25 protein-coding genes are annotated in these 26,563 nt (G+C 39.2%); 14 read left to right on the plus strand and 11 right to left on the minus strand.

Annotated elements, in window-relative coordinates:
- Nucleotides 1-24: 24 nt before the first annotated feature.
- The gene (locus ACF8D3_RS10455) at nucleotides 25-1,173 is read right to left on the minus strand and encodes an alpha/beta fold hydrolase (protein ID WP_061518828.1); all 1,149 of its coding nucleotides are present in this window, start codon (nucleotides 1,171-1,173) and stop codon (nucleotides 25-27) included.
- A gap of 254 nt (nucleotides 1,174-1,427) precedes the next feature.
- Here ACF8D3_RS10455 and arsC point away from each other — a divergent pair, with 254 nt between their 5' ends.
- From arsC to arsH, 5 genes are read left to right on the plus strand one after another with little or no spacing between them, the layout of a single operon-like run.
- Complete coding sequence (arsC, locus tag ACF8D3_RS10460; protein ID WP_392471436.1) at nucleotides 1,428-1,862, plus strand: arsenate reductase (glutaredoxin); 435 nt, start codon at nucleotides 1,428-1,430, stop codon at nucleotides 1,860-1,862.
- 29 nt (nucleotides 1,863-1,891) lie between these two features.
- Nucleotides 1,892-2,212, plus strand: a complete 321-nt coding sequence (locus ACF8D3_RS10465; RefSeq protein ID WP_061392045.1) for a metalloregulator ArsR/SmtB family transcription factor — start codon at nucleotides 1,892-1,894, stop codon at nucleotides 2,210-2,212.
- 6 nt (nucleotides 2,213-2,218) lie between these two features.
- Nucleotides 2,219-2,692, plus strand: a complete 474-nt coding sequence (locus tag ACF8D3_RS10470) for an arsenate reductase ArsC (protein WP_392471439.1) — start codon at nucleotides 2,219-2,221, stop codon at nucleotides 2,690-2,692.
- Nucleotides 2,693-2,704: 12 nt separating this feature from the next.
- Nucleotides 2,705-3,751, plus strand: coding sequence for an ACR3 family arsenite efflux transporter (arsB, locus tag ACF8D3_RS10475; RefSeq protein ID WP_007479409.1), 1,047 nt, complete (start codon nucleotides 2,705-2,707; stop codon nucleotides 3,749-3,751).
- Complete coding sequence (gene arsH / locus ACF8D3_RS10480; RefSeq protein WP_392471443.1) at nucleotides 3,738-4,457, plus strand: arsenical resistance protein ArsH; 720 nt, start codon at nucleotides 3,738-3,740, stop codon at nucleotides 4,455-4,457. Before arsB ends, arsH begins: the two co-directional genes overlap by 14 nt.
- 97 nt (nucleotides 4,458-4,554) lie before the next feature.
- Here arsH and ACF8D3_RS10485 read toward each other — a convergent pair whose 3' ends face one another.
- The 7 genes from ACF8D3_RS10485 to ACF8D3_RS10515 form a co-directional block, all read right to left on the minus strand.
- The gene (locus tag ACF8D3_RS10485; protein WP_392471445.1) at nucleotides 4,555-6,084 is read right to left on the minus strand and encodes a hypothetical protein; all 1,530 of its coding nucleotides are present in this window, start codon (nucleotides 6,082-6,084) and stop codon (nucleotides 4,555-4,557) included.
- 184 nt (nucleotides 6,085-6,268) lie between these two features.
- Nucleotides 6,269-6,655, minus strand: a complete 387-nt coding sequence (locus ACF8D3_RS10490; RefSeq protein ID WP_061392048.1) for a carboxymuconolactone decarboxylase family protein — start codon at nucleotides 6,653-6,655, stop codon at nucleotides 6,269-6,271.
- 131 nt (nucleotides 6,656-6,786) lie between these two features.
- On the minus strand, nucleotides 6,787-7,662 hold the full coding sequence (locus ACF8D3_RS10495) for a hypothetical protein (RefSeq protein WP_061392049.1): 876 nt from the start codon (nucleotides 7,660-7,662) through the stop codon (nucleotides 6,787-6,789).
- A gap of 32 nt (nucleotides 7,663-7,694) precedes the next feature.
- Nucleotides 7,695-9,812 carry a TonB-dependent receptor gene (locus ACF8D3_RS10500; RefSeq protein ID WP_061392050.1) on the minus strand — a complete coding sequence of 706 codons (2,118 nt, stop codon included), beginning with the start codon at nucleotides 9,810-9,812 and terminating at the stop codon, nucleotides 7,695-7,697.
- Between the two features lie 90 nt (nucleotides 9,813-9,902).
- On the minus strand, nucleotides 9,903-11,024 hold the full coding sequence (locus ACF8D3_RS10505) for a lipopolysaccharide assembly protein LapB (RefSeq protein WP_061392051.1): 1,122 nt from the start codon (nucleotides 11,022-11,024) through the stop codon (nucleotides 9,903-9,905).
- 50 nt (nucleotides 11,025-11,074) lie between these two features.
- Entirely contained in the window at nucleotides 11,075-11,314 is a 240-nt protein-coding gene (locus tag ACF8D3_RS10510) for a hypothetical protein (RefSeq protein WP_007479423.1), read from the minus strand.
- Nucleotides 11,315-11,329: 15 nt separating this feature from the next.
- The gene (locus ACF8D3_RS10515; protein ID WP_061392052.1) at nucleotides 11,330-12,823 is read right to left on the minus strand and encodes a DUF4331 domain-containing protein; all 1,494 of its coding nucleotides are present in this window, start codon (nucleotides 12,821-12,823) and stop codon (nucleotides 11,330-11,332) included.
- A gap of 413 nt (nucleotides 12,824-13,236) precedes the next feature.
- On the opposite strand from ACF8D3_RS10515, the gene ACF8D3_RS10520 reads away from it, so the two are divergent.
- The 7 genes from ACF8D3_RS10520 to ACF8D3_RS10550 all read left to right on the plus strand — a co-directional run bounded on the left by ACF8D3_RS10520 (nucleotide 13,237) and on the right by ACF8D3_RS10550 (nucleotide 22,623).
- Nucleotides 13,237-14,829, plus strand: coding sequence for a peptide chain release factor 3 (locus tag ACF8D3_RS10520; RefSeq protein WP_007479426.1), 1,593 nt, complete (start codon nucleotides 13,237-13,239; stop codon nucleotides 14,827-14,829).
- A gap of 71 nt (nucleotides 14,830-14,900) precedes the next feature.
- Complete coding sequence (locus tag ACF8D3_RS10525) at nucleotides 14,901-15,725, plus strand: hypothetical protein (RefSeq protein WP_061392053.1); 825 nt, start codon at nucleotides 14,901-14,903, stop codon at nucleotides 15,723-15,725.
- 104 nt (nucleotides 15,726-15,829) lie between these two features.
- Complete coding sequence (locus ACF8D3_RS10530) at nucleotides 15,830-16,735, plus strand: RsiV family protein (protein WP_061392054.1); 906 nt, start codon at nucleotides 15,830-15,832, stop codon at nucleotides 16,733-16,735.
- Nucleotides 16,736-16,786: 51 nt separating this feature from the next.
- A complete protein-coding gene (locus ACF8D3_RS10535) occupies nucleotides 16,787-17,602 on the plus strand; it encodes a TatD family hydrolase (protein ID WP_171253744.1) in 816 nt (271 codons plus the stop codon).
- Nucleotides 17,603-17,727: 125 nt separating this feature from the next.
- Nucleotides 17,728-20,484 carry an aconitate hydratase AcnA gene (gene acnA / locus ACF8D3_RS10540; protein ID WP_007479433.1) on the plus strand — a complete coding sequence of 919 codons (2,757 nt, stop codon included), beginning with the start codon at nucleotides 17,728-17,730 and terminating at the stop codon, nucleotides 20,482-20,484.
- A 105-nt stretch (nucleotides 20,485-20,589) separates the two neighbouring features.
- On the plus strand, nucleotides 20,590-21,789 hold the full coding sequence (locus ACF8D3_RS10545) for an MFS transporter (RefSeq protein ID WP_392471447.1): 1,200 nt from the start codon (nucleotides 20,590-20,592) through the stop codon (nucleotides 21,787-21,789).
- A 60-nt stretch (nucleotides 21,790-21,849) separates the two neighbouring features.
- Nucleotides 21,850-22,623: a ThiF family adenylyltransferase gene (locus tag ACF8D3_RS10550; protein WP_392471448.1), complete on the plus strand. Its 774-nt coding sequence runs from the start codon at nucleotides 21,850-21,852 to the stop codon at nucleotides 22,621-22,623.
- Here ACF8D3_RS10550 and ACF8D3_RS10555 read toward each other — a convergent pair.
- The 3 genes from ACF8D3_RS10555 to dusA form a co-directional block, all read right to left on the minus strand.
- Nucleotides 22,610-23,053, minus strand: coding sequence for a hypothetical protein (locus ACF8D3_RS10555; protein WP_392471450.1), 444 nt, complete (start codon nucleotides 23,051-23,053; stop codon nucleotides 22,610-22,612). The genes ACF8D3_RS10550 and ACF8D3_RS10555 overlap by 14 nt on opposite strands.
- Nucleotides 23,054-23,151: 98 nt before the next feature.
- Nucleotides 23,152-23,610, minus strand: a complete 459-nt coding sequence (locus tag ACF8D3_RS10560; protein WP_004881724.1) for a CHAP domain-containing protein — start codon at nucleotides 23,608-23,610, stop codon at nucleotides 23,152-23,154.
- A 260-nt stretch (nucleotides 23,611-23,870) separates the two neighbouring features.
- Complete coding sequence (dusA, locus tag ACF8D3_RS10565) at nucleotides 23,871-24,893, minus strand: tRNA dihydrouridine(20/20a) synthase DusA (protein WP_392471451.1); 1,023 nt, start codon at nucleotides 24,891-24,893, stop codon at nucleotides 23,871-23,873.
- A gap of 534 nt (nucleotides 24,894-25,427) precedes the next feature.
- Between dusA and ACF8D3_RS10570 the strand changes: the two genes are divergently transcribed.
- Together ACF8D3_RS10570 and ectA are read left to right on the plus strand one after the other, a co-directional pair.
- Nucleotides 25,428-25,862: a MarR family winged helix-turn-helix transcriptional regulator gene (locus ACF8D3_RS10570; protein WP_004881726.1), complete on the plus strand. Its 435-nt coding sequence runs from the start codon at nucleotides 25,428-25,430 to the stop codon at nucleotides 25,860-25,862.
- A gap of 120 nt (nucleotides 25,863-25,982) precedes the next feature.
- On the plus strand, nucleotides 25,983-26,558 hold the full coding sequence (ectA, locus tag ACF8D3_RS10575; RefSeq protein ID WP_004881727.1) for a diaminobutyrate acetyltransferase: 576 nt from the start codon (nucleotides 25,983-25,985) through the stop codon (nucleotides 26,556-26,558).
- Nucleotides 26,559-26,563: the final 5 nt, after the last annotated feature.

A 26,563-nucleotide genomic window follows, 5' to 3' on the forward strand; every position in this document is an offset into this window, starting at 1 on the left:
TTTTTATTTATTTTAGCTTTTTGATTAGTCTGAGCGTTTAGCTAACCATTCCGACACGACAGGCCAAACAGTTTGCGGTGCTTGGCTACCTGAAACCAAGCCCATATGACCACCTGGAACGATTTTAAATTCTTTATCTTCACTGCTGATCAAGCTCATTAATGGTCTAACGGCCTCAGTTGTGACGATGATGTCGGTATCGCCACCGATTGCGAGTACAGAGCAATCAATATCTTTGAAATAAGCGGTTTGCTCTCCGAACTTGACTACACCCGTTGAGAGTTCATTATCAATCCAGAATCTTAGAATGATGTCACGCATCACACCACCGGGGTAAGCCAGCATATTGTCTACAAATGAACTTGATGTCGCATGGTTAATGACAAATTGGCGATCGTTGAGGTTCTTCAATAAAACCCAATAGTTTTTAAAGTTACCAATTGGATCTGTAAGTTTAAAACCAAGAGTATTCTGCCATCCATGAATGTGGAAAAAACGGCTAGGAACTTGGCGAATCCTAAAATTGGTATTTGTCCGAACCCATTGTGCAGGCGTATTCAGGCGTTGATATAGCTTGCCGATATATCCTGATTTATGTGTATTGATCGGAGAGGCGAGGATCATTAAGTTTTTAATATTTTTATCTTTAAACAATGATGTATAGCATAGTGAAATTGCGCCACCTAAACTCCAACCATATAAAGATAGTTGTTGCTGACCGCTGTGTTCACGAATCTGCTGAAGAAAATCAGGCATAAAGATTTTGATGTAGGTCCCAAAGTTATATTTGGCTTGGCGTAGACTTGGTGTTCCCCAGTCAATCATATAAACATCAAAGCCCTGAGCGAGAAAGAAACGGATCAGACTGCGATCTGGAAATAAATCAAAGACTAAAGTATTTGCTGCAAGAGGCGGAATAATGACAAGTGGAACGCGATATTTGGAGCTGCTGTTTTCATTTTCTGTTTTGTAGTGACGCAAGCTAATAATTTCACGTTGGTAAATCACGTCATACGGTGTTTGCCCTGAAAGCGCCAGTTGGTGACCGCGCAAGACACGGTCAGTTGCATTTGAGAGAATATGGCGTGTTTGCTGACCAGCACGACTATTTAAGATTTTTTTAGCAGTAAGTGAGTTAAGCAAAGCTTGTTTAACTTTTGGCAATTGAGTCATCGAACAAAAACTCTGAGGTTGCTATGTTAGTAGCGGCATATTAGAAGAAAAAAGGCATAAGCTCAGTGACTCAGATGCTTAACTTCTTTTCCAAAATGATCAATTATCGCGATTTTGAGTTTTTCTTTCGGTTTTCATAATACTTTGTTGAATGTGTGCATGGCATAAGAAACTTCTAAAAATAGAATATATGATATTGCATATATACGGATATTCGAATATAAATATATAAAAATTTATCTAGTAAGACCATCATGTCACATACAGAATCTATCAAAATTTATCATAACCCTGCCTGTGGTACATCACGTAATACGTTGGGGCTAATTCGTAATACAGGTGTAGAGCCGACAGTTATTGAATATCTGCAAACGCCACCGTCTAAAGCAGAGCTTATTCAAATGATTCAAGATGCTGATTTGTCTGTGCGAGCTGCTATTCGCTGCAATGTTGATCCTTATCGTGATTTGAATTTAGCGCAAGAAGACTGGTCAGATGAGCAACTGATTGATTTTATGTTGCAGTATCCAATTTTGATCAATCGCCCATTTGTCGTGACTTCAGTTGGAACACGGTTATGCCGACCATCTGAAATCGTATTGGATATTTTGCCGATTGCTCAACAAGGGGCATTCACCAAAGAAGATGGTGAGCAAGTGGTTGATGAAAATGGACAGCGTATTCAATAAAAAATGTATTAAAAAATAAGAGGCTTGATATGGATCAGGTGAGTTTTTTTAAATGTTTGGCTGACGAAACACGTCTCAGTATTGTCACCTTAGTGACTGAAAATAAAGAACTGTGCGTTTGTGATTTAACTGAAAAGCTGCAACTCAGCCAACCGAAGATTTCGCGTCATCTTGCGCTATTGCGTTCTTCTGGATTATTGCAAGATCGTCGTCAAGGGCAGTGGGTTTACTACAGTCTTTCGGCTCAATTACCTGCATGGTGTTACGAGATATTAAATGTCCTCGTACAGCATTCACCAAATCATTTAGCCACTTTGCCAGCATGTTCGACGCAAAGCTATTGTGAGTAATACATTATGAAATTTCTGTTTTTATGTACAGGCAACAGTTGCCGTAGCATTTTATCTGAAGTGTTATTCAATAGCCGAGCACCAGAAGGCTGGAAGGCATATAGCGCAGGCAGTAAACCTTCTGGGCAAGTCCATCCGTTAACGATTGAGACATTAGTAAGTTTAGGTCTTTCTACTGATGGCTTGTGGAGCAAAACGATAGATGATTGTGAGCAATATCAGCTTGATGTGGTGATTACTGTTTGTGATTCAGCAGCACAAGAAGCCTGCCCTTTATATCTCGGTGGAGCAATTAAAGCACATTGGGGATTGGCTGATCCTTCACATCTTGATGTTCCTAAAGATGAAAAGCTACAAGCATTCCGCGTGACGGTTGATCATATTAATCGTCGTTTAGATGCACTGTTTGACTTAAATACTGCTGCCATGATGCGAGCAGAATTGATCAATGCAATCAATCAAATTTCTCACATCGAATAAGTGGACACAGATATGGCTAAATCAGGTTTATCCTTTTTAGATCGAAACCTTACGCTGTGGATTTTTATCGCGATGGGTTTAGGTGTAGCAATTGGCGTATTTTTTCCTCAGGCATCTATTGCACTTGATCAGATGAGTTATGACTCGGTCAATCTTCCAATTGCGATTGGACTGATTTTAATGATGTATCCACCGCTGGCGAAAGTTGACTATGCGACTTTGCCAGAAGTGTTTAAAGATAAAAAAACACTAACTTTATCTTTGGTACAAAACTGGATTATTGCCCCTGTATTGATGTTCATATTGGCCATCGTATTTCTACACAATTATCCAGAATATATGACAGGGTTAATCTTAATCGGGTTAGCGCGTTGTATTGCGATGGTATTGGTATGGAATGGCTTAGCATGTGGTGATAATCAATATGTGGCGGCTCTTGTTGCATTCAATAGTATTTTCCAAATTCTGTTTTTTAGTACCTATGCTTGGTTATTCCTGACTTTTTTACCGCCATACTTCGGTATTGCTGGGCAAGTTATTCAAGTTGATTTCTGGACTATTACCCATGCGGTGTTGGTGTATTTAGGTATTCCATTTTTCCTTGGATTTATCACACGGTTTGTGTTGATAAGTGCAAAAGGAGCGGAATGGTATCAAACTCAATTCTTACCGAAAATTAGCCCATTAAGCTTAGCAGCATTACTTTTTACTATCGTTGCTATGTTTAGTCTTAAAGGTGCTGATGTAGTAAGCCTGCCGATGGATGTGCTGCGTATTGCGATTCCATTGACGATTTACTTTGTGGTGATGTTCTTTATCAGCTTCTTTATGAGTAAGTCGATGGGAAATAATTATCCACGGACAACGGCAATTTCTTTTACGGCTGCTGGGAATAATTTTGAGTTGGCCCTTGCTGTTGCGATTGCGACATTTGGCTTGGCTTCGCCTGTGGCGTTCACAACAGTCATAGGCCCTTTGGTTGAAGTACCTGTGCTGATTGCATTAGTTTCCGTTTCGCTTTGGTTAAAGAAGAAGTATTTTGCACATGAACACAATTGATTCTAATCTGCCAAATTTGGATGTAGCGCTTCTAGCAAAACCTGCATTTAAACAAATTCAGGCGGTAGAGCTTGATCATCCACCTCGTATTTTATTGCTTTATGGTTCTAATCGAGAGCGGTCATACAGTCGTTTGGCTGTGTTGGAAGCCGGACGTATTTTGCAATATCTAGATGCTGAAGTGAAAATCTTTCACCCGAAAGGATTGCCATTGCCTGAAGATGCAGATTTAGAACATCCAAAAGTTAAAGAGTTACATGAATTATTGGCGTGGTCTGAAGGCATGGTGTGGTGTTCGCCAGAACGTCATGGTTCGATGAGTTCAATTTTTAAGTCACAAATTGATTGGATTCCTCTGGCTGGCGGTGCAATTCGTGCAACGCAAGGAAAGACCTTGGCACTCATGCAGGTGAGTGGTGGTTCGCAGTCGTTTAATAGCGTGAATCAAATGCGTATTTTAGGACGTTGGATGCGGATGATTACCATCCCAAATCAGTCGTCAATTCCAAAAGCATTTTTAGAGTTTGAGGAGGATGGGAGAATGAAACCATCTTCTTATTACGATCGAATCGTTGACGTGATGGAAGAGCTGTATAAATTTACTTTGTTGACGCGTGGGCAAAGCCAGTATTTTACTGATCGCTATTCGGAGCGCAAAGAATCCGCTGAGGAACTGTCCATGCGTGTCAATCAGCCTAGTTTGTAAATATCACTGTGAATGGTTCAATGATGATTATTGAGCCATTTTTAAAAAGCGGAAATCTTAAGTTACGATTTCCGCTTTTATTTTGTATTTCTCAGCGTTAGAGCTTTTCTCTGACCCAACCATAAGCTGCTGCAAATGGCAGTGCAGTTCTCGCCAAATAAGGGACATGCCATAAGCCGCCGTGATTAGCATTTTCCATGATCAGTTCGAGTGGATGGTCGAGTGGTCTTTCTGGATTTGCGGCACTTTCAGGATTATTTAAATCATGTATCCACAATGCAGCCATAATTGCATTGGTTGTTTCAGGACTAAATGTTTCCACATTAAATAAATCAGCGCCTGAAAAAGCAGCTTTCAGAATAGGATTCTTCGTGACGGAATGGGTTGTCGTTGATGGTGCGATATTAATCACCGCCTTTTGACCACGGGCACGTGCAGTTATTGCAAACCATTGTTGTAATCTTTTCGCAAGGGCATAGTTCGGTCCTTGCTCGATCACCATACAATCTGATATCCCGTATTGTTGTCCATTATCAGAGGCAATTAATTGTTCTGAATTGGCTTTAAAGAAATTGGTGAGAGAAATTTTGTGAATAGATTTGGTCAGGACTTTCTCAAGCAAAGGGCGTTGTTTAACTTTTTGCTCAATTGATTGCACCACCGATTTTGGAATCGCATAGATATCTGTTGGGGTCAGCATAAACATGATGCTGCTATCTGGTTTTTGCTGGCTTACCTGTTCCATGATACTAATCATGGCGATAGATACACGAACATGCTTTTCACCATCTAAATAGGCAATACCCGCGAGGTCTAGTGTTTCACTAAATGTATTTAGCCAGTTGGCAACTTCTGGGGTTTGGGTGAGCAAATTTGCCCCTAGCGTTTGTCCGCCATCGGCAGTTTGGGTTTGTGGTGCAATTAAGGTTGCATTGCCTTGCTTCACCACATTGGTGATTTTTTCCCAAATCGCAGTTTGCGGTAGATCAATTGCGATGATATTCGCACGCCATTTTGCTAGCCAACTTAAAGGACCTGCCTCTGAACCAGCACCAAACAGCACCATTGTCCGTTTGGATAAATCAAACCATTCAGGATGTTGTTGCAATACACGTAAAGCCTGAGCATGGCTTGGTTCGATAACTTGTTGCTTTTCCCATAAATCAATTTGTTTTAATAGTTCAGCACCTTGTAATTTTTTCCCATGATAAGGAATGTACCAAGGTTCTACTTCGGGATTGCCAGTACCCTGTAATATAAAGTTTTCAAAAGGCTGTTCTTTGATATTTTGCATTGCATGATTTAATGCATCGCTGTTGCCATCACGATTGAAGCTAAATAATGCTTTGGCTGTATCCAGTCCATGTTGTGCAATTCGAGTCGGATTCTGAACAGACTGAATTCCTGCTTCAACCAATTCCTGAAAATAGACAGGATAGTTTTTGCGCCAGTTTTTTTCTGCAATCAGTTTTGATACATACGGTGAATCTACACTTCGTAGTGCTGAGGTCAGAATTTGTTTAGCAGTGTGAGTTGTGCTTGGTGTCTTCTTTCCAGATGGAATTGGAAACTGTATACCATGATGATCAGATTGCGTTTTCTTGCTCAATTCATTACTCCACTGCATTTTCTATTCGTCATGTTCTACATCTTAGTAATTTGCAGAGAGAAAGGAGATGGCAAAAAGTTTATTAATCTCGCTAAACTGATATTTAATTGAAACTAGATATAAATTCCCTTTGTGTAAAAGTTAAAAGCCTAATCAATCGTATTAGGCATTTAACAAATGGCATTTGATTAGTTTGCTGTATCTAAGCTTGAGCTTGATACTCATTAATTACTTCAAGCGCTGCTCGGAAGGCTTCTTGAGTTGCTGGCGCGCCACAATAAGGCAAGCTATGTAACAATACTTCTTGAATTTCCTCAACACTCGCACCGTTGTTTAATGCGCCACGAATATGACCTTTCAACTCAGTTGGGCTTTTCAACGCCGTTAAAAATGCAATGGTGATCAGGGAACGATATTTACGTGGCAATACATCTTCACGTTGCCATGTAGAACCCCAAGCATGTTCATTGATCCAGTCTTGTAAGGGTTGGGTAAACGGAACAGTATTGTCTTGTGCACGTTTTACGAATGTCTCGCCCATAACTTCGGTACGTACTTTCAATCCATTTTCATAATCTTGTTGTGACATCATTTTTCTCGTATAGGTTAAAGGGAAGTCGTTTATAAACTGTGCTTTATAGTATCAAATGATTGTATTAGCGAAAGAGGTGGATCTGACTGAGGTGTTTGATTCGAGATAATGTTCGTTTTAGACAAGGTTCAATCCAGATTTAACTGATCTAACGTCAATAGATTATCTAGCTCGAATGATATCGAGTATGGTCTCTCATTTAGATTAGAGTTAATAAATAACACATCATAGTTCAGTGTGCCTAATTCTCGCTGTAAGTGCTGTTCTGTTTCACTTGAAGTTGTAGAAACCTCTAATACAATGATTAAATTTTCGGGATCAATCGTAAATTTGATAAAAGCATTTTCACTGGTTTTTTGTCCTAAAAGCTCTTGTTCAATAAGCAAATTCAATTTATTTCTTAATTCGACTAAGTTTTTGCTTTCTTCTACATTAGGTTCAAAAATTGCTGCTTTATTGATTAGCTCCTCATATTTTTGATCATTTATTTTGTCAGTTAAAATTTTAACTTTATACAAATGATTAACTTGATCGGTATTTGGATTTTCATTTTCCAAAAGATTCTCGAGCTGAGCAATTGAATGCTCATCAATCGGCCTTATATTTTTACGGTATTCATCAGCAATGATCTTTGCATCTTTGACTGCTTTCTCAGCTCGATATCGTGCTTCAGCGAGGGGATCATCGTCTAATTGTTTGGTTAATTCCTTCGTGTCAGAATCCATCAAGTCCGATGGATTTTCATTGAGTGTGTGATCAACTGTATTGTCTTTTGGTTCAGCGTTGGTTTGATTTATCTTATCTGTACGACTAGCAGAAACGATATTTTCTTTATGACTTTGAGATGCTTGAGGGAGTGGGATTAAAACCACTTTCATTTCTTGGGGAGTGTCTATTTTTATATAAAGTGCTGATTTTAATATGAATGATAGTAATAGAGCATGAACCAGTATGCTAAAGAGAAACGAACGCTGTGAAATGTTGATTTGTTTTTGAATCCACATGATGTTCTCCTCCTTAGCATTTATTACACCGATCAGAATAAATAGCGAAAGGTCATTCTGAGGTTTCTTCCCTCAGTGGGGTGAATATGCTTGTCATAAATACCTTCACGGTCGCTCGTATTTGGTGAGCATGCTGAATCACTGAGATCTTGGCGAGTACATGATGCATAGTAATATTCGATATCATTGGTTTTTTGGTCAAATACATTGAATAGTTCGAGTTGTGCTAGGAAGTTTTTATTAAACTGATAGCTGCCTTGCAAGTTGACCAAGGTTGATGAACTTGAACGAACTGAATTATCTTCAATCAGGGGGCGTGAACCAAAGTAACGTAGACGACCGCCAAAATTTAATTGATCATTTAGTCTATAAGTAAATCCAGCGGCTATCGTTTTTTCTATCGCACCAGGAATATGATCTCCTTCAGCACTTTTATTTTTAAACCTTGCTTTTGACCAAGCGACATCTAGATCGATTATCCAAGCATCTGTTGGTTGATAAAATTGTGAAATCTCAATACCTTGTCGTTTACTCGGTCGACTGGCTTCTGTTGTACCTGCATCGCCGATAAACACCAGCTCTGAATCGGAATCAAGTTGCCATAAAGCGATGGTTGATGTGAGTTCGGGTATAATTTTTGCTCTTAATCCTAACTCTGAGTTGATTGTTCTTACTAATGGCGAAACGGGAAGAGTAGGGCTTAAATAGTTACTATCTCGAGGGTCAATGTTTAAGCGAGTTGTTGTTCCTCTTGCATCATTGCTATGAAAGCCATAGGCATAATTAATGTAATACTCAATATTATCCCATGGTCCTAAGATGATACTCATTTTAGGACTGAAAATATGATCAGTTTTATGACCACTATTTTCTTTATTATCAGAATTTACATCGAAAGAGTAAAAGTCGCCCCGAACGCCTAAAATGGTTTTTAACCAAGATTGCCATGTCGTTTGATTTTGTCCCCATAAGCCAATAGACCATTGACGAACATCATCATTTCTGATGGTATTGAAACGCTGCCGATTTTCTGTTTGGTAAAGACCTAGGTTATTAATATAATCATATCTGACAGATGCTCCAAATGAGTTCAAAAGCTCTTTATTTGATAACTCACTCAATAAGCCTTTTTGAAATTTAAGCCCGAGCATGGTCCGCTCTTCTGCCTGTTCAAACTGATCACCATGGATAGGATCATTTAGAAAATAACTAAAATCAGAAAACAGATTCAATTTGTTGTATATGGCATAAGAGGAAAGTGTAGAGTACCTAGTTTTTTCATAATTTTTAGCATTATACCAAAGCGCAGTACGAGAAGATTTACCCCCATCACTGTTATTTAAGCTATCAAAACGATTAAGTTCACCATTTTGAATAAGCCGTTCTGGAATTTGATCAGTGGCATCCCATCGTGCTTGATAGTGTTGGAAACCGATTGATTGATTTTTATTATGATCACCCGTGAAATATTTTAAGAATACATTTTGTTTTGACAGATTTTCAGGATTCACCCATGGTCCGTCACTGTTGATATTTTCAACTGCACCAATTAATTCCCCATCACTAAGAACTAAGTTTCCAACGGCTAAAAATCTAAGTAAATTGTGATTACCTATAGTTATTTGTGCATAAGGGTTATCTAGAGAATGGATACTCGAAATTTTTGCTGTGCCTGCTGATGCAAAATCACCATCATCAATCGACACAGCCCCTTTGTGATATTGAATGGATTCAATCAGTTCTGGAATTAGAAAGTTTAAGTCTGTGTAACCTTGACCATGTGCATGACTCACCATATTAATTGGTTGCTCATCAAACGATGTGGCAAAGTCAGTTCCATGATCTAAGTTAAATCCCCTTAAAAAGTATTGATTTGCCTTACCACTACCACTGTGCTGAGTCACAATAACCCCGGGAATTGTCTCAAGAACCTCTGCTGGACGTGATAAAGGTCGAGTTTCAATTTGTTCTTTTGATATTGTTCCTTGAGATGAAGTAAATGCCACGCCAAAGGAACTATCAGCATTTGATGATGCTGTGATTTTAATAGTTGGAAGCGTTGATGTCAGTTCACCGCCAGCATGCGTTATTTGGCTCAAATAGAAATGACTACTACTGATCAACAAACAATACAAAATTCTTTTTTTCATTTTTATTCCATATATTTTATAAATTGTCTTTATTTCTAGAACATGAAAATACGATAAGTTTATGCTTTCAGTTATTTATCGAATTTAGATTCATAGTTGCTTTAACATCTGTTTTAATTTTTGAATATAGGTGGGATTTTGATAGCCTGTTGCATCGCTCCAATTTAATAATTTTTCAGTGCTTGCACGATTGTTGCTGGCGAGAGCAAGGGCCGCATAGACTTCAAAATCATCATTTTCTTTTTGCATATTCCAGTTTTTTGCCGCGATATCTAAGCCTTCATCATATTTTTTGGAGATCCATAGATATTGAGCTTGTTCTCTGAGATGAATGTGATCCTTATGGTCGAGCAAGTTTTGAACGCGTTGTGTCAGTTCATGGAGATCATTTTTTGCAAGCGGATCATTCAGTTTTTGTTTGCTTAGGATGATTCGATACAATGCACCATCGTGATAACGATAAGGCGTGAGAATTTTGATTGCGGTTGGATATTCTTGTTGAGCAATATACCAATTAGATTTGGCGAGTGTATTGGGTAAATTATCTACAGTAAGTAGTTGAAGCGATTGGCTAGCGAGAGTTTGATCATTAAACCGAGTGGCTACTTCAAGCATGATATTGCCTAACCACTGTTGGTCATTTTTATTCAGTCGTTGCGCTAACTGAAGAAGTTCATCGATTCTCGGTTGGATTTCAGTAATATTCTTTGTCATGGCGTCGACTTGTAGCTGACAACCGACTTGATAAAGTTTTATATCTTGTTGATTTAATTGATTACACAATTTTAGAGATTGATTAAATTGCCCTTGTAATCTGTAGATGTTTGCAAGCTGCAAAATAGCATCGTAATTTTTAGGGTCTTTTTCCAGAATTTTATTTAATATCGTTTCTGCACGATTAAACTCATGGTTTGCCTGTGCAAGCCGAGTTTGCAGCAATTGATTTTCAATGTCTGAAGGGTTGTGACTTGATTTCATAAGCTCTTCAGCTTGCTCTAAAAAAGCGCCATCGCCTTTTGAATATGCTTTTTCTAGCAGCACATTAACAATCTGATTTCTAAGTTCATCGTTGTGATTATTTTTCAATAAGACAGAATAATTTGAATCTTCTGATGTGTCCGATGCATATTCATGGTGATGCTTTGGATGAGCTAAAGCCGTGCTCAAGTAAAATATCGCAATCGTGGAAATGGTTAGCTGGCGAATTAACATTTATAACTCCCATAAAGACCCTTAGCAAAAGATTGCCAAGGGCCTTCATCTTAAAATTTCACTGAAACAGGCTCTGCTTTGTTATCTATAGGAGATTCTGAAATCTCAGCAAGACTTTTAGGTTCAGCCTGTTCAAAGTTTCTTTGAGGTTGATTGGTCAATGACAACGTCTCTTTTAGTACGGGGTCATTTTTAGATTGGTTGTTATTATTCGGCTTGGAATTATTATCATCACCGCCACATCCACTTAATCCGATACCAACCATGAACAACAAAATAAATTTTCTCATGGTGACTACTCCTCATTATTTACTAGCTGTATTGAATGGAGAGCCAGCGACTGGAGTATTTAAGTAGGGGAATGTTGTGCCAAACTGTTGAGGCGATTGTAATGCGCCGTCCGTAAAGCCAATGCCTCCAGCTTTAGCATCAGTTGTTTTACAGCCAACCGCAGTATTTACCCCATCAATTGTGCAGAGTAATCCCATCGCAACTCTCAGTTCGATATCCACCACATCATCGCCAGGTCGACGACCATTTGGGAAACCAGCCGCATCGCCACCAATAACACCCAACCGATTTTGTTGATCTTTTGCAGCAGCACCAATTGCTGTATTCAGACGTAGCATCTCAGATGCTTTGACATTCTTCGGTTGGTTTAAGCCAGGAATACCGAGCAGGAATGCATTAACTAAATCTGTTCTTGGGAAATTTGTTGGCGCAACAACAGCACCGCCTGTTGCATCTTTAAATAGAACTTCTATGAGGGTTGGTAGAGTAGGATTGGTTACATAGTCTGCAAATTGGCCATCATTTACAGGCTTACTCGCATTGAATTTATCTTTATCTTTAAGACCAATCACGACTTCATTGACCAAAGGCATACCTAAACGTGAAACTTGTGTCCAAGCGCCACCAACTTTGCTTGCACTGGTGAGATTGCTTTCAGGATTTGGGTTCAACAAGGTGGCTTGAGGCAGACTTGCCGTGGTCCAAGCTCCGATGACTGTGTCGTTAGATGCGACTAAACAAGATTGAGGGACTTCCAAAGCAATTGTTGTGACATTTTTATTCGCAATGGTATTCAATCCTTGATCTTCTGCATTTACTCCCGAAGGCGCGAGTTGAGTCGCAGGAATTTTAATATTTACCAGATCAAAGACCTCACCTAAGTTAACGGCAAAAGGATCTTGGCGTTGACCGACAAAAACTTTACCCGAGCCACAACTTCCAAAGTTAATGTTTTGAACAAAGCTGTTGGCATAGCTTTGATAGTTTGGAATTGATTTTGCACCAACGTTATCGAATGGTTTTTTGAAAGAGCCGAGAACGCTTCGATCTCCTTTGCGGCGATCACCTTTGATCATTGTAACGGTGTATGTTTCAGCGGTATTTTGTGCTGAACTACTATCATTGGTAATTTTGCCAATATTTGATAATGGAACGGAGATATTTTTACCACCAACAGGGACTTGTAAGTCTTTTAACTCCTGATCAAATTTGAATTGAAATGTGATGTCCTCTTGCGCATCACCATTATTATCGATATGTATTTCATACAAGGCTTTCGGATCTAATGAAAAGTAATTAGGTCCTCCGTAAGCATCCTGTAAAGGTTGATAGTTGGCGAGTATGGTCACGAAATTACTACGGTTAGGTTCGTAACTCTTGAACATATAGAAATCCGTTGCATCGACTTTTGGCATTTTAGTGATTGATGGTGCTTCACGATGACTGGAAGCAGACGCGGCTACACTAAAACTACTCAGCATAATTGCTAGAAGTAGACGAGAGTCCATTTTGTATCTCCTTGATATTTTTAAATCTTTGTTGTTTCATTTTTTGTTTTTAGCCTTATAGTTTTCTTGAGTTGCTTGATCAAAATAAGACTCTGATTATTTATACGGCTTAAAGAGTGAAGTTTTTGTGATCTACTTCAAAGAATTGATTTTGAGCATGGTCATATTGAATTGCTTTAAAAGCTTAAAAATATTTATGTGCCTTAAAAGCGTTGGGTAACAATTACATCAGATTGAGCGCTAATTTGTCTTCGCACATGTCTTACTTTGTGGATAAATCAAGACATATCAACAATCACAAACCTATCTGAGAAATCTGCTACAATTGCGCCAATTTCAAATTCTTTCGCATGCCATCTTTCTTTGTCTCGATTTGCAAAGATACGTGGGTGCACAAAATTGTAGATTTTCTCATGAGTTTTAAAGACGAATTAGCGGCACAGGTTGCCCAACGACGCACTTTTGCGATCATTTCCCACCCCGATGCGGGTAAAACCACAATGACAGAAAAACTGTTGTTATGGGGTAAGGCGATTCAGGTTGCGGGTATGGTAAAAAGCCGTAAATCTGATCGTTCTGCGACATCCGACTGGATGGAAATGGAAAAAGAACGTGGTATCTCGATTACGACATCGGTGATGCAGTTCCCTTATAAAAAGCACACCATCAACTTACTCGATACCCCGGGACATGAAGACTTTTCGGAAGATACTTACCGTACTTTAACCGCTGTTGACTCTGCATTGATGGTAATCGACGGTGCAAAAGGTGTCGAAGAACGAACTATTAAACTGATGGAAGTGTGTCGTATGCGCGATACACCGATCATTTCATTCGTTAACAAAATGGACCGTGAGATTCGTGAGCCTTTAGAGTTACTCGACGAGATTGAAAATGTCTTAAAAATTCGTTGTGTTCCAATCACATGGCCACTGGGCATGGGACGTGATTTTGCAGGGGTTTATAATATCCTTGAAAATAAACTTTACGTCTATAAAGCTGGTTTTGGCTCTACGATCACAGATATTGAAATACGTGATGGCTATGACCATGCTGACATTCGCGAAAAAGTGGGTGAGTTAGCTTGGGCATCATTTGAAGAATCTCTTGAGCTAGTACAAATGGCAAATGAGCCATTAGATCGCGAGCTATTCTTACAAGGTAAGCAAACACCTGTATTGTTCGGTACTGCTTTGGGTAACTTTGCAGTTGATCATGTACTTGATGCATTTATTGATTGGGCGCCTGAGCCAAAAGCACATCCAACACAAGAACGTACTGTAGAAGCGACGGAAGAGAAATTCTCTGGTTTCGTTTTTAAGATTCAAGCCAATATGGATCCTAAGCATCGTGACCGTATCGCCTTTATGCGTATTTGTTCAGGCAAATATGAAAAAGGCCTGAAAATGAATCATGTACGTATCGGTAAAGATGTACGTATTTCGGATGCTTTAACATTCTTGGCAGGTGAGCGTGAACACTTAGAGGAAGCTTGGGCTGGGGATATCATTGGTTTGCACAACCACGGTACGATTCAAATTGGTGATACATTTACCAGTGGTGAAGACTTACATTTCACAGGTATTCCACACTTTGCGCCTGAAATGTTCCGTCGTGTACGCTTAAAAGATCCTTTGAAATCGAAGCAATTGCAAAAAGGTTTGAAAGAGTTATCTGAAGAAGGTGCAACTCAGGTATTTATGCCTCAAATCAGTAATGATCTGATCGTTGGTGCAGTGGGTGTGTTACAGTTTGATGTGGTTGCCTACCGTCTAAAAGAAGAATATAAAGTAGATTGTATTTATGAGCCTGTAAGTGTACATACAGTACGCTGGATTCATTGTGATGATGAAAAAATCTTGAATGAATTCAAGAAAAAAGCTCATGATCAATTATCAGTAGATGGTGGTGGTCACTTAACCTATCTCGCGCCGAGCCGTGTAAACTTGCAATTAATGCAAGAACGTTGGCCTGATATTGAGTTCCGCAATACGCGAGAACACTAAGAATAATCGAAAACAGCTTCTAATTTAGAGGCTGTTTTTCATTGAGCAGTCTAAAAATAAAGGATGATGACATGAAGAATTTAAAACCGTTGCTAAGTCTGAGCTTAATGGTTGCCATACTCGGTTTAACAGCATGTGATCATCAGAAGAAAAATGAAACGGACACTTCATCAGCTGAACAGCAGGCTGAGCCAAGTGAGAAAGCAGAAGTCTTACCGTATTTGAATATTAAAGAAGCCAAAGCAGATTATGCGCTGCCTTTTTGTGAAAAGAAAAACTGTATTGATATCGATATTCAGACCATTAAAACACAAGATAAATGGCTGGATAGTTGGATTGCGAAAAACCAATCCATGGTCATTCAACAGCAAATTGATCAAAATCTGAATCTAAGCCTACAGCAAGCAATTAATGCCTATGTGAAAAAGTCAGATGAATGGAAAGATAAATATTCTCAAAATAAGGCCTATGAATTGCATGTAAGCACCCGTATGGCTTCACAACGCAATCAATATGTGTTGCTCCAAATCGGCGTGAATTCTAAGCAAGAGGATATTGCAGTAAAAGATCGCTATTATTTCTTTGTTGCGGATCGTAAGCAGCAAAAGAGTATTAGTGTGTTGGATGTGATTCAGAAAAATAAGCAGTTGGTATTGAATGATATTGTTCAAGCGCATTATCAAAAATGGGTGGAGAAACAGTCATTAGAGGTGAAAAAACAAGTTCCGAAAAAGCTATATTGGGGGCAAGCAGATTGGTTCTTTGATGGTGAGGGGATTGGTTTACATTATCGTGCCAATGAAATTAGTAAAGATGCGCCACAGCTTGATATTTACCTGACAACTGAACAAACTAAACAGATGCTGCAACCAGAAATTTATCAGCAAATGTTTTAATATTCGTTAGATACGTATAGAAATTGCATGTGCTTATGGTGATTTTGAGTTGAGTTCGATAGCATTTCAAAATCTTGTGGAAAAACAACGGTAATGGGTTTCAGATGAAAACATTGTATAAATTTAGCGTTCTTGCGTGTGCAGTTCTGCTCGCTGCCTGCCAACCGAAATCTGATCCTAAAGAGACACAGGATAAACAGCAAGAGCCAGTTGTTGAACAACAGCAAGTTGAGCCGACTTTGCGTGGTGAAACCGTAAAAGTACAAGTCACTTTACCTGAGTGCAGTGGTAATGCGTGTCCTGATTTTACAGTTGAACGCTTACAGAGTAATTTCTCGTTTATTGATCAACTGATTGATCAGCAAGTTTTAAATCAACTCAGTCATATGTTAGAAGTTGTTGATGCGGATAAAGCATCATCGACTGTACAAAGTACAGAGCAAAAGCCGAATCTTGATGCGCAAACACAGATGTATGCCAATGCATTTATTAAAATTGATGAAGAACTCAAAGCACTGAGCAGCAGTCATCAAATTAGTTTAATGATCAAGCCAAAAATTTTACAGTCAAAAGGGTCATTGGCGACTGTTGTGCTTAACAGCAGTAGCTATTTAGGTGGTGCGCATGGTGCAACAGCTCAACACTATTACAATTTTGATTTGAAGAATCAAAAACAGATTCAGCTAAACGATTTATTGTTGCCAAAACAGAAAGCGACTTTGGATAAATTGGCACATGACGCATTTAAAGTTTGGATTGTTGATTCTAAACTTGCCAATGATCCGAAAGAATATGAGGAAGCTTGGCCATTCCAAGTGACAGATAATTTCTTATTAGGCGAGCAGGGGCTTATTTTACAGTATGGCGAATATGAAATTGGCCCTTATGTAGTAGGTTTACCTCGTCTAGTGATTCCTTTTGATCAGTTAAAAGGGGTGTTAAAACCTGAATATTTACCTCAGGTTGAAGCGCCAGCCGCATCGACACCTGCTGCAAGTACAGCAACTTAAGCTTTTAAGTGTGATTTAGCGATCACAAGGGTGAAATGAGACGTAACAATGATGAAACTCTTTGATACCCATACCCATTTTGATGTTGCCGATTTTGATCATGATCGGCAGCAGTTGGCAGTACAAGCCAAACGTGCAGGTGTGGAGTCATTGGTTTTAATTGGTTTCTTGGCGTCTCGTTTTGATGATTTGATCCAAACACATCAACAGCTTCAAGCTTGGGATGCTGTTCCTCAATCTTATCTTGCACCAGGTTTACATCCATTTTATATCGAGCAACATCAGAGTGAGCATTTGCAACGACTTGAGCAAGTCTTGCAGCAGTATGATTGCGTTGCCGTGGGTGAAATTGGCTTAGATACATTCTTGAAACAACATAAACAGTTGAATGTATTTGCCAAACAGCAAGACTATTTTAATGCTCAACTTGAGTTAGCAACTCAGTATCAGAAACCTGTTTTATTGCATATTCGTAAGGCACATGCTGAAACGCTTGCGATTTTGAAAGCTCAGAAATTTAAGTTGGGTGGCATTGCCCATGCCTTTAGTGGTGGTGTAGAAGAAGCCAAAGCACTGGTAAAACTAGGGTTTAAAATCGGCGTGACGGGACAAATCACCAATCCAAATGCCAAGAAATTACATCAAGTTGTTCAAGCGATTGGTCACGAAAACTTGGTCATTGAAACGGACTGTCCCGATATGACGCCGTTATGCTGTCAAACCTCAACAGAAGAAAGAACACGCAATACACCAGTTAATTTACCCTATGTATTGGAAGCACTCGCGCAAACACTCGATCATCCGATTGACGCGTTGGCTGAACAATTATGGCAAAATTCATTAAGCGCGTTGAAATTAGATTTTTAAGATAATAAGAAAATAATCGCGATAAAAATAAGATACTAAAAGGGAACACATGCTTTTCTAAACAAGGTTACATTAAATAAGACATTCATAATAAACAAACGCGCCAATACTGGGAGGGCAACCTTATGGCCAGATATAGCAAAATCAATAGTTTCAATGCATTAAAAACACTTACTGTCGGCTCAAAGTCTTATCAAATCTACAGTTTATCTCGAGCCGCTCAAAGCTTAGGTAATATCGATCAACTCCCTAAGTCATTAAAGGTTTTGCTAGAAAATTTACTCCGTTTTGAAGATCAAAAAAGTGTAAAAGTAGAACATATTCAAGCACTGGTTGATTGGCAGAAACAGCGTACTTCAGACCAAGAAATTCAATATCGTCCCGCTCGTGTACTGATGCAGGATTTTACAGGTGTGCCAGCAGTTGTTGATCTAGCTGCGATGCGTGCAGCAATGGCGCAAGCGGGCGGTGATCCTAATTTGATTAATCCATTATCGCCTGTGGACTTGGTGATTGACCATTCAGTGATGGTGGATCACTTTGCCAATGAAAATGCATTTGCCGAAAATGTCGAGATTGAAATGCAACGTAATGGCGAGCGTTATCAATTCCTACGTTGGGGACAATCTGCATTTAATAATTTTAGTGTCGTACCGCCGGGAACGGGGATTTGTCACCAAGTCAATTTAGAGTATTTGGCTCAAGCAGTATGGCTTGGGGACGATGATGGTGAAAGCTTTGCCTTTCCAGATACCTTGGTGGGGACAGATTCTCATACCACAATGATCAATGGTCTTGGCGTACTAGGTTGGGGCGTAGGTGGGATTGAAGCTGAAGCGGCAATGCTGGGACAGCCAGTATCGATGTTAATTCCCGAAGTAATTGGCTTCAAATTAACAGGAAAATTAAAAGAGGGCATTACTGCGACAGATTTGGTTTTGACCATTACTCAAATGCTGCGCCAAAAAGGCGTGGTGGGTAAATTTGTTGAATTCTATGGCGATGGCTTGGCTGATCTACCGCTGGCTGACCGTGCCACGATTGCCAATATGGCACCTGAATATGGCGCAACGTGTGGCTTTTTTCCGATTGATGAAGTAACCCTTGGTTATCTTGCATTAACGGGTCGTGAACAAGAACGTATTGATTTAGTTGAGGCGTATAGTAAAGAGCAAGGCTTGTGGCGAAATCTTGGTGATGAACCGATTTTTACCGATACGTTGAGCCTAGATATGGGTACGGTACAAGCAAGTTTAGCGGGGCCAAAACGTCCTCAGGATCGTGTTTTACTTTCCGATGTTCCAAAGACCTTTAGTTCATTAATGGAGCTTGCACTTAAACCTGCTAAAGAGCAAAAAGAGCAGTTGGAAAATGAGGGTGGTGGTGGAACAGCTGTTGCTGCTGAAAAAGCCAATCTGCCACATGAAAGCCCATCTTGTATGATTGATGGAAAATCTTATCCATTAAATCATGGTGATGTGGTGATTTCGGCGATTACTTCATGTACCAATACCTCAAATCCAAGTGTGATGCTAGCGGCAGGGTTGCTGGCGAAAAAAGCGATTGAAAAAGGTTTACAACGCAAACCTTGGGTAAAAAGTTCACTTGCACCCGGTTCTAAGGTCGTCACAGATTATCTTGCAGCTGCGGGATTGACACCATATTTAGATCAATTGGGATATAACCTTGTGGGTTATGGATGCACCACCTGTATTGGTAACTCAGGGCCTTTACCTGACCCAATTGAAGAAGCCATTCAATGTCATGATTTAAATGTCGCATCGGTACTGTCTGGAAACCGTAATTTTGAAGGTCGTGTTCATCCTTTGGTGAAAACTAACTGGCTTGCTTCACCGCCTTTGGTGGTTGCTTATGGATTGGCTGGTAATATTCGAACGGATCTGACCTCTGAGCCACTTGGACAAGGCAAAGATGGACAGGATATTTACCTGAAAGATATTTGGCCGACACAGGCTGAAATCGATCAAGTGTTACAACAAGTGAATACCTCAATGTTCCATAAGGAATATGCTGCGGTATTTGATGGCGATGCCATATGGCAAGCGATTCAGATCCCGAAAAGTCAGACTTATGCATGGCAAAGTGACTCAACTTATATTCGTCATCCACCATTTTTTGAGGAAATTAATCAACCACCAAAAGCGATTACTAATATTGATCAGGCTCGTATTCTCGCGGTGTTGGGTGATTCCGTAACAACAGACCATATTTCTCCCGCAGGGAATATTAAAAAAGACAGTCCAGCTGGGCGCTATTTGCAAGATCAAGGCGTAACACCGAAAGACTTTAACTCTTATGGTTCTCGCCGAGGAAATCATGAGGTGATGATGCGTGGTACTTTTGCCAACATTCGAATTAAAAATGAAATGTTGGGCGGAGAAGAAGGTGGCAATACCATTCACATTCCAAGTGGTGAAAAGCTTGCCATTTATGATGCATCTATGCGTTATCAGCAAGAAAATACACCTTTAGTGATTATCGCGGGTAAAGAGTATGGTACGGGTTCATCTCGTGACTGGGCTGCAAAAGGTACCAATCTACTTGGGATCAAAGCCGTGATTGCTGAAAGTTTTGAACGAATCCATCGCTCTAATTTGGTTGGAATGGGGGTACTTCCATTACAATTTGTTGATGGTCAAACGCGTCAGTCTTTAAACTTAACGGGACGTGAGACACTTTCTATACATGGTCTTTCTGATGATATTCAACCGCATCAAACTCTAAATGTCAGTGTCGTTCGGGAAGATGGTAGCCAAGCTGAGTTTAAAGTGCTTTGCCGAATCGATACTTTAAACGAAGTCGAATACTTCAAAGCAGGCGGTATTTTACATTATGTCTTGCGGAATTTAATTGCTGCTTAAAATCGGTAATGTATTGTTTTCTAAAAGATGAAAGTTCGACTTTCATCTTTTTTTATATCAATTGATTTATTTTCAGATTAATGTATTGATGCTTAATGAAATGGGATGATCATTTTGAATCAGTTACCTAAATATGTGTATTTTTTACTCGTTGCTCAAGCATTTAACTTGATTGCAGCGGTACTTTCCGTGACTGTTTCAGCGATTGTTGGACTTAAACTTGCCCCGACACAAGCTCTAGCAACGATTCCTTATGGTTTACAGTTTTTAGCCATTTTATTAACAACCTTTATCTTTTCTTTTTTGATGAAAAAATTAGGTCGTCATTTAGTATTTCAGCTCGGTGTCTTGTGTTTATTTGGTGCGGGAGTCTTGGGTTATTTTGCGCTAACAACGGAACAATTTTATTTGCTTTGTCTGAGCCATTTTTGCTTAGGTTTATTTATTTCTACCGCTAACTTTTATCGTTTTGCTGCCTCAGATCGTCTGTCACCTGAATTAATTCCTAAGGCGACTGCAATGGTGATCTCAGGTGGGGTAGTCGCTGCATTGATTGCACCAGTTTTAGCAATTCAGTTTCAACAGGTGAGTGGTTTACCAGATTTCACCTTTATCTATTTAATTTTCAGTATATTAGCAGTGGTGTTGTCGCCGATACTTTATTTTTGGAATAACAAACAGAAACAACCACAGGCCCAACAAAGCGTAATAGCATCTGTTCAACGAGCAAAACTACCATTCAATAGGATTGTGATCGCGATCATGAGTGGCGCATTTGCCTTTTATATTATGAATGTCATGATGATCATGTCGTCTTTACATCTTAAAGAACATCATTCGTTTCATTACGCTTCGATTTCGATTCAGTTGCATGTTTTAGCGATGTTTATTCCTTCTTTTTTTGTCTCTAAGCTGATTCAACGTTTTGGGATCAATACGATGATTTATATTGGCTTTGGCTTATTGATGCTGTCATCTTTTATTCCAATGTTAGGGCAAGCGGGAGTCTATATTAATATTGCGTTAATCGTACTCGGTATCGGATGGAATTTTGCATACTCTGGGGCTTCAACTTTGCTCGCTGGTTTAGATGAGCAACAGAAACATCGTGTACAAGGGTTGAATGAGACCGTGATTGCTTTATTTGCAACATTAGGCGCATTTTTACCTGCGCCGATTTTAACCAGTCTCGGTTGGAGCAATGCCAATTTACTCGCATTATCACTTACATTTATTGTGTTAGTCGTTTTGATGGTATTGAGTAAAAAGCAACAGCACAGCCAAGCGAATGCATCATCGTTATAGCCCAAATGATAATAAACACGTTAAAATAGTGGTTTGACTCAAGCTATAGAATTTCCTGTGATGACTGATCTCCAAAATGATGAATATGACCGCCGTTTTGCGGGTGTAGCCAAGATTTATGGAGAAGACTCATTTGCGCACTATGAGAAAAGTCATGTCATGGTGATTGGAATTGGTGGTGTGGGCAGTTGGGCGGTTGAATCGCTTGCTCGTACAGGAATCGGGGAGTTGACCTTGGTTGATATGGATGTCGTTGCTGCATCGAATATTAATCGCCAATTACCTGCGATGAGCTCGACACTCGGACAAGAAAAAATTGAGGTGATGGCTGAGCGTTGTCGTCAGATTAACCCAAGAATTAAAGTCAATGTGATTGATGATTATCTAACACCAGACAACGTGAAGGACATACTGAATGTTGTACCTGATATCATTTTAGACTGTATTGACGATGTTAAAGCGAAGCTTGCATTGATGCTGCATTGTCGTTTTAACAAGATTCCATTGATCGTATCGGGTGGAGCTGGCGGTAAGCTTGATCCTTTGAAAATTCGTGTTGCGGATTTATCTAAAACTGAACAAGATCCAATGCTTGCGAAGCTGAGAGTACAACTTCGCTCGAAAGGTATTTGTAAAAAACCGAAAGAGAAATTTGGAATTACCTGTGTTTATTCCATTGATAATCCATTTTCAAGTGCAGATGTTTGCCCAAGTGCGGGACTACGTTGTGGCGGGTATGGGTCGGCTGTCGTGGTTACTTCTAGTTTTGCGATGGTCGCCGTAGCAGAAGTCCTTAAAAAGCTTGTTACTAAAAAAACGCTTACTTCGGTTTAGTTTCTTCACCTATAGAAAACTCATAAACATGCTCTCCGAACATAAGTCGCTCTTGGGTCATGATATCTATTTCAGGCTGCACGTTTTGATAAAACTCAAGATTGATACAACCGCTATTATTAATCGTATATTTAATATAGTAACGATCTGGATTTAGAAATAAGGTCGTTTCTTCAAATGAATGTAGAGAAATAATTTTCTTTTTATCAAAGTAAATTAAGGATGGGCAGTCGATGATCCCATTCAAATATTTCTTTCTTTGAATGTGAATGGTCACCTGTGATTGGTCTATTTTTTTAATGAGATAGTCAGGTTGATATATTCGTTTCGATGGAACTTGTTTAAATACTGAAGTAGTTTCGGTATAAGGCGTCGCAATTGTAGAAGTCGTTATTGCTAAAGTAATAAAGCTTAAGATCGTTTTTTTCATATTATTGATTTGTACATAAAGTTAGTTATTTTTCATGCAAAAAAAACGCCAGTGTGGACTGGCGCTATAAACCTATGCTCAATATATTTTTGGGATTCTTAAATGGATTGATCTAAACGATAGTAGGTATAAGTGACATTTTTGTCTTTATATACGTCATAACTAGTTTGCATAAAGTCTGAAACCCACTGTGATCCAGTAAATCCTGCGATATGACCGTAACGATGTTTTTGAGTACGATTGATAATATAAATATCACCAACTTGAGGATTATCAAAAGCAGGTTTGATTTTTTGGTAGCCGATTTCTTGTAGCGTTTTACCCCAATCCGCTGCTGCGATTGGATGTTGTGTGATTTTTGCGCCAGCAGCTTGTAAAGCAATACGCACATACTTCGCACATTGAGATGAACTACGATACGATGCTCGATGTACCAGTTTTTTAGAAAACTTATTTACATTGATTGATGGTTGTTTCGGTGAGTCTTGGGCGGTCACAATCATGTGGGTTGGTGTGTGAACCATGCTGTGATCAACTGAGGGTACATCGTAAATCATCTACAATCTCTATCGCATCTTTAAAACCAAATGAGCACCATATTTATGGCGAAACAGATGGTAAGCGATAAATCTGAAAAAATCTTAAAGTTAATGTAATAATATAACGATATGCGGTTTGCACCGTTATAGAACACCTAGAATCAGATGAATAATATTCTAATAATTAGGAGGTTAAGTGCCAGCAACACAGCATTTAAAGATTTGTAAAATCATATTTCACTCTGTGATGAGGTTGGCACTTTAGATTTGATGGGGATTTAATCAGCTTGATGCTCTCGAAGATAGTCTTCTGTACGTTGCATTGCCGCCTGAATATTACTCATTGCAGTTTCGATGTCTTGAATGGTTTTGGCATTTCCACCACTTAATGCCTGACGCCATTTACGTGCGCCTGGCAAGTTTTGAAATAAGCCCAGAATATGGCGTGTAATAATTGAAAGTGGTGCACCTTCGGCCACACGTTGATGAATATACGGCATCATTTGTTGCATGATTTCAAAACGATTCGGTGCTTCCAAATTCCAAAGTTGACCTAACTCAGCCAATAAATATGGATTGTGATAGGCTTCACGTCCAATCATAACGCCATCAACATGTTGTAAATGCTGTTGAGTTTCGTCAAAGCTTTTGATCCCCCCATTGATTTCGATGATCAAATTCGGACGCTCTTGTTTGAGTCGGTATACGTCTTCATAACGTAGCGGGGGAACTTCTCTGTTTTCTTTTGGAGATAATCCCTGCAAGATCGCAATACGGGCATGTACGATGAAATGAGTACAACCTGTTGCTGCAACAGTATCTACGAAAAGCAACATTTCTTCATAAGACTGCATGTCATCGATACCGATACGATGTTTAACCGTTACTGGAATTGAAACTGCTTTTTGCATGCTGTAAATACAGTCCGCCACCAAATTAGGTTCAGCCATTAAACAAGCACCAATCTTGTTATTCTGAACACGGTCACTTGGGCAACCTACATTTAAATTGACTTCATCATAGCCCCAGTCTTGCGCCATTTTGGTACAAGTTGCTAACTCTTGTGGGTTAGAACCACCGAGCTGTAACACAATTGGATGTTCTTGTTTATTGAAATCTAAATGACGATTTGCACCACCATAGATGATTGCACCTGTGGTCACCATTTCGGTATACAGCACGATATTAGGATTAAATAGGCGTGCAAAAAAACGGTAATCTTTGGTTGTCCAATCCATCATTGGTGCAACGGATATTCTAGGATGTATTTCTTTGACTACATTATTTTGAATATCAGACATTTGAACACCAATAGAATCAATAAGAGAGGAGAGTCAGATCTGTATATTACCCATCAACTTTATGTGCTGAATATATGAGCCCGAAGAACATTTTTCATACATCAATTTAAGTGACTGCGATAAATCAGAAAATTCTGAAAACAGATTAAAAAAGCAGGAGCTGAATTATACTGGAATGCTAGAATTTAGCAAAAAATTCAATACTGGCATGAATATTGAATAGATTAATATTTGCTCAAATTTGCATTTTGTTCTATTACATAAAATTACATAAATTTTATAACATTGATTTTTATGGTTAAATTTAATTGTTTTATATAATAATAGTTTCAATTCAAACTATTTCATCTCAATCAATTTGAAGAAAAAATATTCGCTCCCTATAATGATTTTCACTCATGGGATCAGGAAGAAAAGTATTTGGCTTAGATATTCAGAGCGATAAATAGCGTGGTAATTTTCTTTTAAAATACAGACAACATCATGTACAACGTACTAAAATAGTGTGTTTAGCTTTTTTTGTGCGTGATTGAGATGGATGATGCTGTACGTGTTTTGCAAAGTGTTCGGCGGATAGAACAATGTGTGGAGCTTTATTCCAAACGATTGTCTCAACTTCACCATATCACGACACCACAATTAGTTGCTCTGATGACGATTGCAAAAATTGGCCCTTGCAGTATGTCTGCGATAGGGAAAGCAATTTTTGTTAGCCCAAGTACGGTTGTTGGAATCGTTGATCGCCTAGAAGAAAAAGGTTTGGTATTGCGTATGAGGGATACACAAGACCGTCGACATGTACGTGTCAGCCTGACTTCAAAAGGTGAGCAATTACTCGATCAATCACCATCTGCATTACCAGAAGGTTTTTCACTGGCTTTGCAAGCTTTAACCAATGATGAGCGCCAAAGTCTCGTTATTTCGTTAGAGCAGTTTGCCCAGTTATTAGAGGCAAAAGTTCCAAATTAAAGCCAGTAAAAAGCAAGATAATACAGATAAAGATGTGATTAATTTCTAACAGCCCAAAAGCTTTTCTGATACCACACTTAACTTGAGTATGCCGAGTATGGAAATACAAAAGGAGATAGCGTGGAAGCTTTATCAAGACAGTCGATACGTTCGACCAAACAATCAATTATTCATCAATTGAATCAATACAATGTGCGTAACTTTCAGCCACAAGATGTGCGAGAAGTTCATGCCTTGATTCAATCTTGCCCATCTTTGGATTTAAATTCACTCTACGCTTATGCATTACTTGCTGAGCATCATACGGATACTTGTTTTGTTGCTTATGATCATAAGGGACAAATTTGTGGTGCTGTCACGGGATATATTTGCCCTGAAGAGCCAGATACTTACTTCTTGTGGCAGATTGCGGTCTCGCCCACGGTACAAGGAAAAGGCATAGGCTCCTTACTCCTTGATAATGTTAGAGAACAATGCCTAGAACCCCGCCAATTAAAACGATTAAAAACAACAATTTCACCAAGTAACAAAGCCTCTCAAAATCTTTTCCGCAGTTTCGCTTCCCGTTTTGATGTTGATTGCAAAGTCAGTCCATTTTTATCAAAGCAGGCGTTGCAACCCTTAGAACCAGAACCTTTTGAAACACAACATGAACCTGAAGATCTCTACACATTGGGGCGTTGGGATTGGAATTGATCAAC

The sequence above is a fragment of the Acinetobacter sp. YQ_14 genome (assembly GCF_043102985.1).
In the GTDB taxonomy this organism is placed as follows: Bacteria; Pseudomonadota; Gammaproteobacteria; order Pseudomonadales; family Moraxellaceae; genus Acinetobacter; species Acinetobacter venetianus.

Bases quoted from the DNA above. Each gene is read 5' to 3' on its own strand.
- ACF8D3_RS10455 (WP_061518828.1), bottom strand. From the start codon at position 1,173: ATGACTCAATTGCCAAAAGTTAAACAAGCTTTGCTTAACTCACTTACT.
- arsC (WP_392471436.1), top strand. From the start codon at position 1,428: ATGTCACATACAGAATCTATCAAAATTTATCATAACCCTGCCTGTGGT.
- ACF8D3_RS10465 (WP_061392045.1), top strand. From the start codon at position 1,892: ATGGATCAGGTGAGTTTTTTTAAATGTTTGGCTGACGAAACACGTCTC.
- ACF8D3_RS10470 (WP_392471439.1), top strand. From the start codon at position 2,219: ATGAAATTTCTGTTTTTATGTACAGGCAACAGTTGCCGTAGCATTTTA.
- arsB (WP_007479409.1), top strand. From the start codon at position 2,705: ATGGCTAAATCAGGTTTATCCTTTTTAGATCGAAACCTTACGCTGTGG.
- arsH (WP_392471443.1), top strand. From the start codon at position 3,738: ATGAACACAATTGATTCTAATCTGCCAAATTTGGATGTAGCGCTTCTA.
- ACF8D3_RS10485 (WP_392471445.1), bottom strand. From the start codon at position 6,084: ATGCAGTGGAGTAATGAATTGAGCAAGAAAACGCAATCTGATCATCAT.
- ACF8D3_RS10490 (WP_061392048.1), bottom strand. From the start codon at position 6,655: ATGTCACAACAAGATTATGAAAATGGATTGAAAGTACGTACCGAAGTT.
- ACF8D3_RS10495 (WP_061392049.1), bottom strand. From the start codon at position 7,662: ATGTGGATTCAAAAACAAATCAACATTTCACAGCGTTCGTTTCTCTTT.
- ACF8D3_RS10500 (WP_061392050.1), bottom strand. From the start codon at position 9,812: ATGAAAAAAAGAATTTTGTATTGTTTGTTGATCAGTAGTAGTCATTTC.
- ACF8D3_RS10505 (WP_061392051.1), bottom strand. From the start codon at position 11,024: ATGTTAATTCGCCAGCTAACCATTTCCACGATTGCGATATTTTACTTG.
- ACF8D3_RS10510 (WP_007479423.1), bottom strand. From the start codon at position 11,314: ATGAGAAAATTTATTTTGTTGTTCATGGTTGGTATCGGATTAAGTGGA.
- ACF8D3_RS10515 (WP_061392052.1), bottom strand. From the start codon at position 12,823: ATGGACTCTCGTCTACTTCTAGCAATTATGCTGAGTAGTTTTAGTGTA.
- ACF8D3_RS10520 (WP_007479426.1), top strand. From the start codon at position 13,237: ATGAGTTTTAAAGACGAATTAGCGGCACAGGTTGCCCAACGACGCACT.
- ACF8D3_RS10525 (WP_061392053.1), top strand. From the start codon at position 14,901: ATGAAGAATTTAAAACCGTTGCTAAGTCTGAGCTTAATGGTTGCCATA.
- ACF8D3_RS10530 (WP_061392054.1), top strand. From the start codon at position 15,830: ATGAAAACATTGTATAAATTTAGCGTTCTTGCGTGTGCAGTTCTGCTC.
- ACF8D3_RS10535 (WP_171253744.1), top strand. From the start codon at position 16,787: ATGAAACTCTTTGATACCCATACCCATTTTGATGTTGCCGATTTTGAT.
- acnA (WP_007479433.1), top strand. From the start codon at position 17,728: ATGGCCAGATATAGCAAAATCAATAGTTTCAATGCATTAAAAACACTT.
- ACF8D3_RS10545 (WP_392471447.1), top strand. From the start codon at position 20,590: ATGATCATTTTGAATCAGTTACCTAAATATGTGTATTTTTTACTCGTT.
- ACF8D3_RS10550 (WP_392471448.1), top strand. From the start codon at position 21,850: ATGACTGATCTCCAAAATGATGAATATGACCGCCGTTTTGCGGGTGTA.
- ACF8D3_RS10555 (WP_392471450.1), bottom strand. From the start codon at position 23,053: ATGAAAAAAACGATCTTAAGCTTTATTACTTTAGCAATAACGACTTCT.
- ACF8D3_RS10560 (WP_004881724.1), bottom strand. From the start codon at position 23,610: ATGATTTACGATGTACCCTCAGTTGATCACAGCATGGTTCACACACCA.
- dusA (WP_392471451.1), bottom strand. From the start codon at position 24,893: ATGTCTGATATTCAAAATAATGTAGTCAAAGAAATACATCCTAGAATA.
- ACF8D3_RS10570 (WP_004881726.1), top strand. From the start codon at position 25,428: ATGGATGATGCTGTACGTGTTTTGCAAAGTGTTCGGCGGATAGAACAA.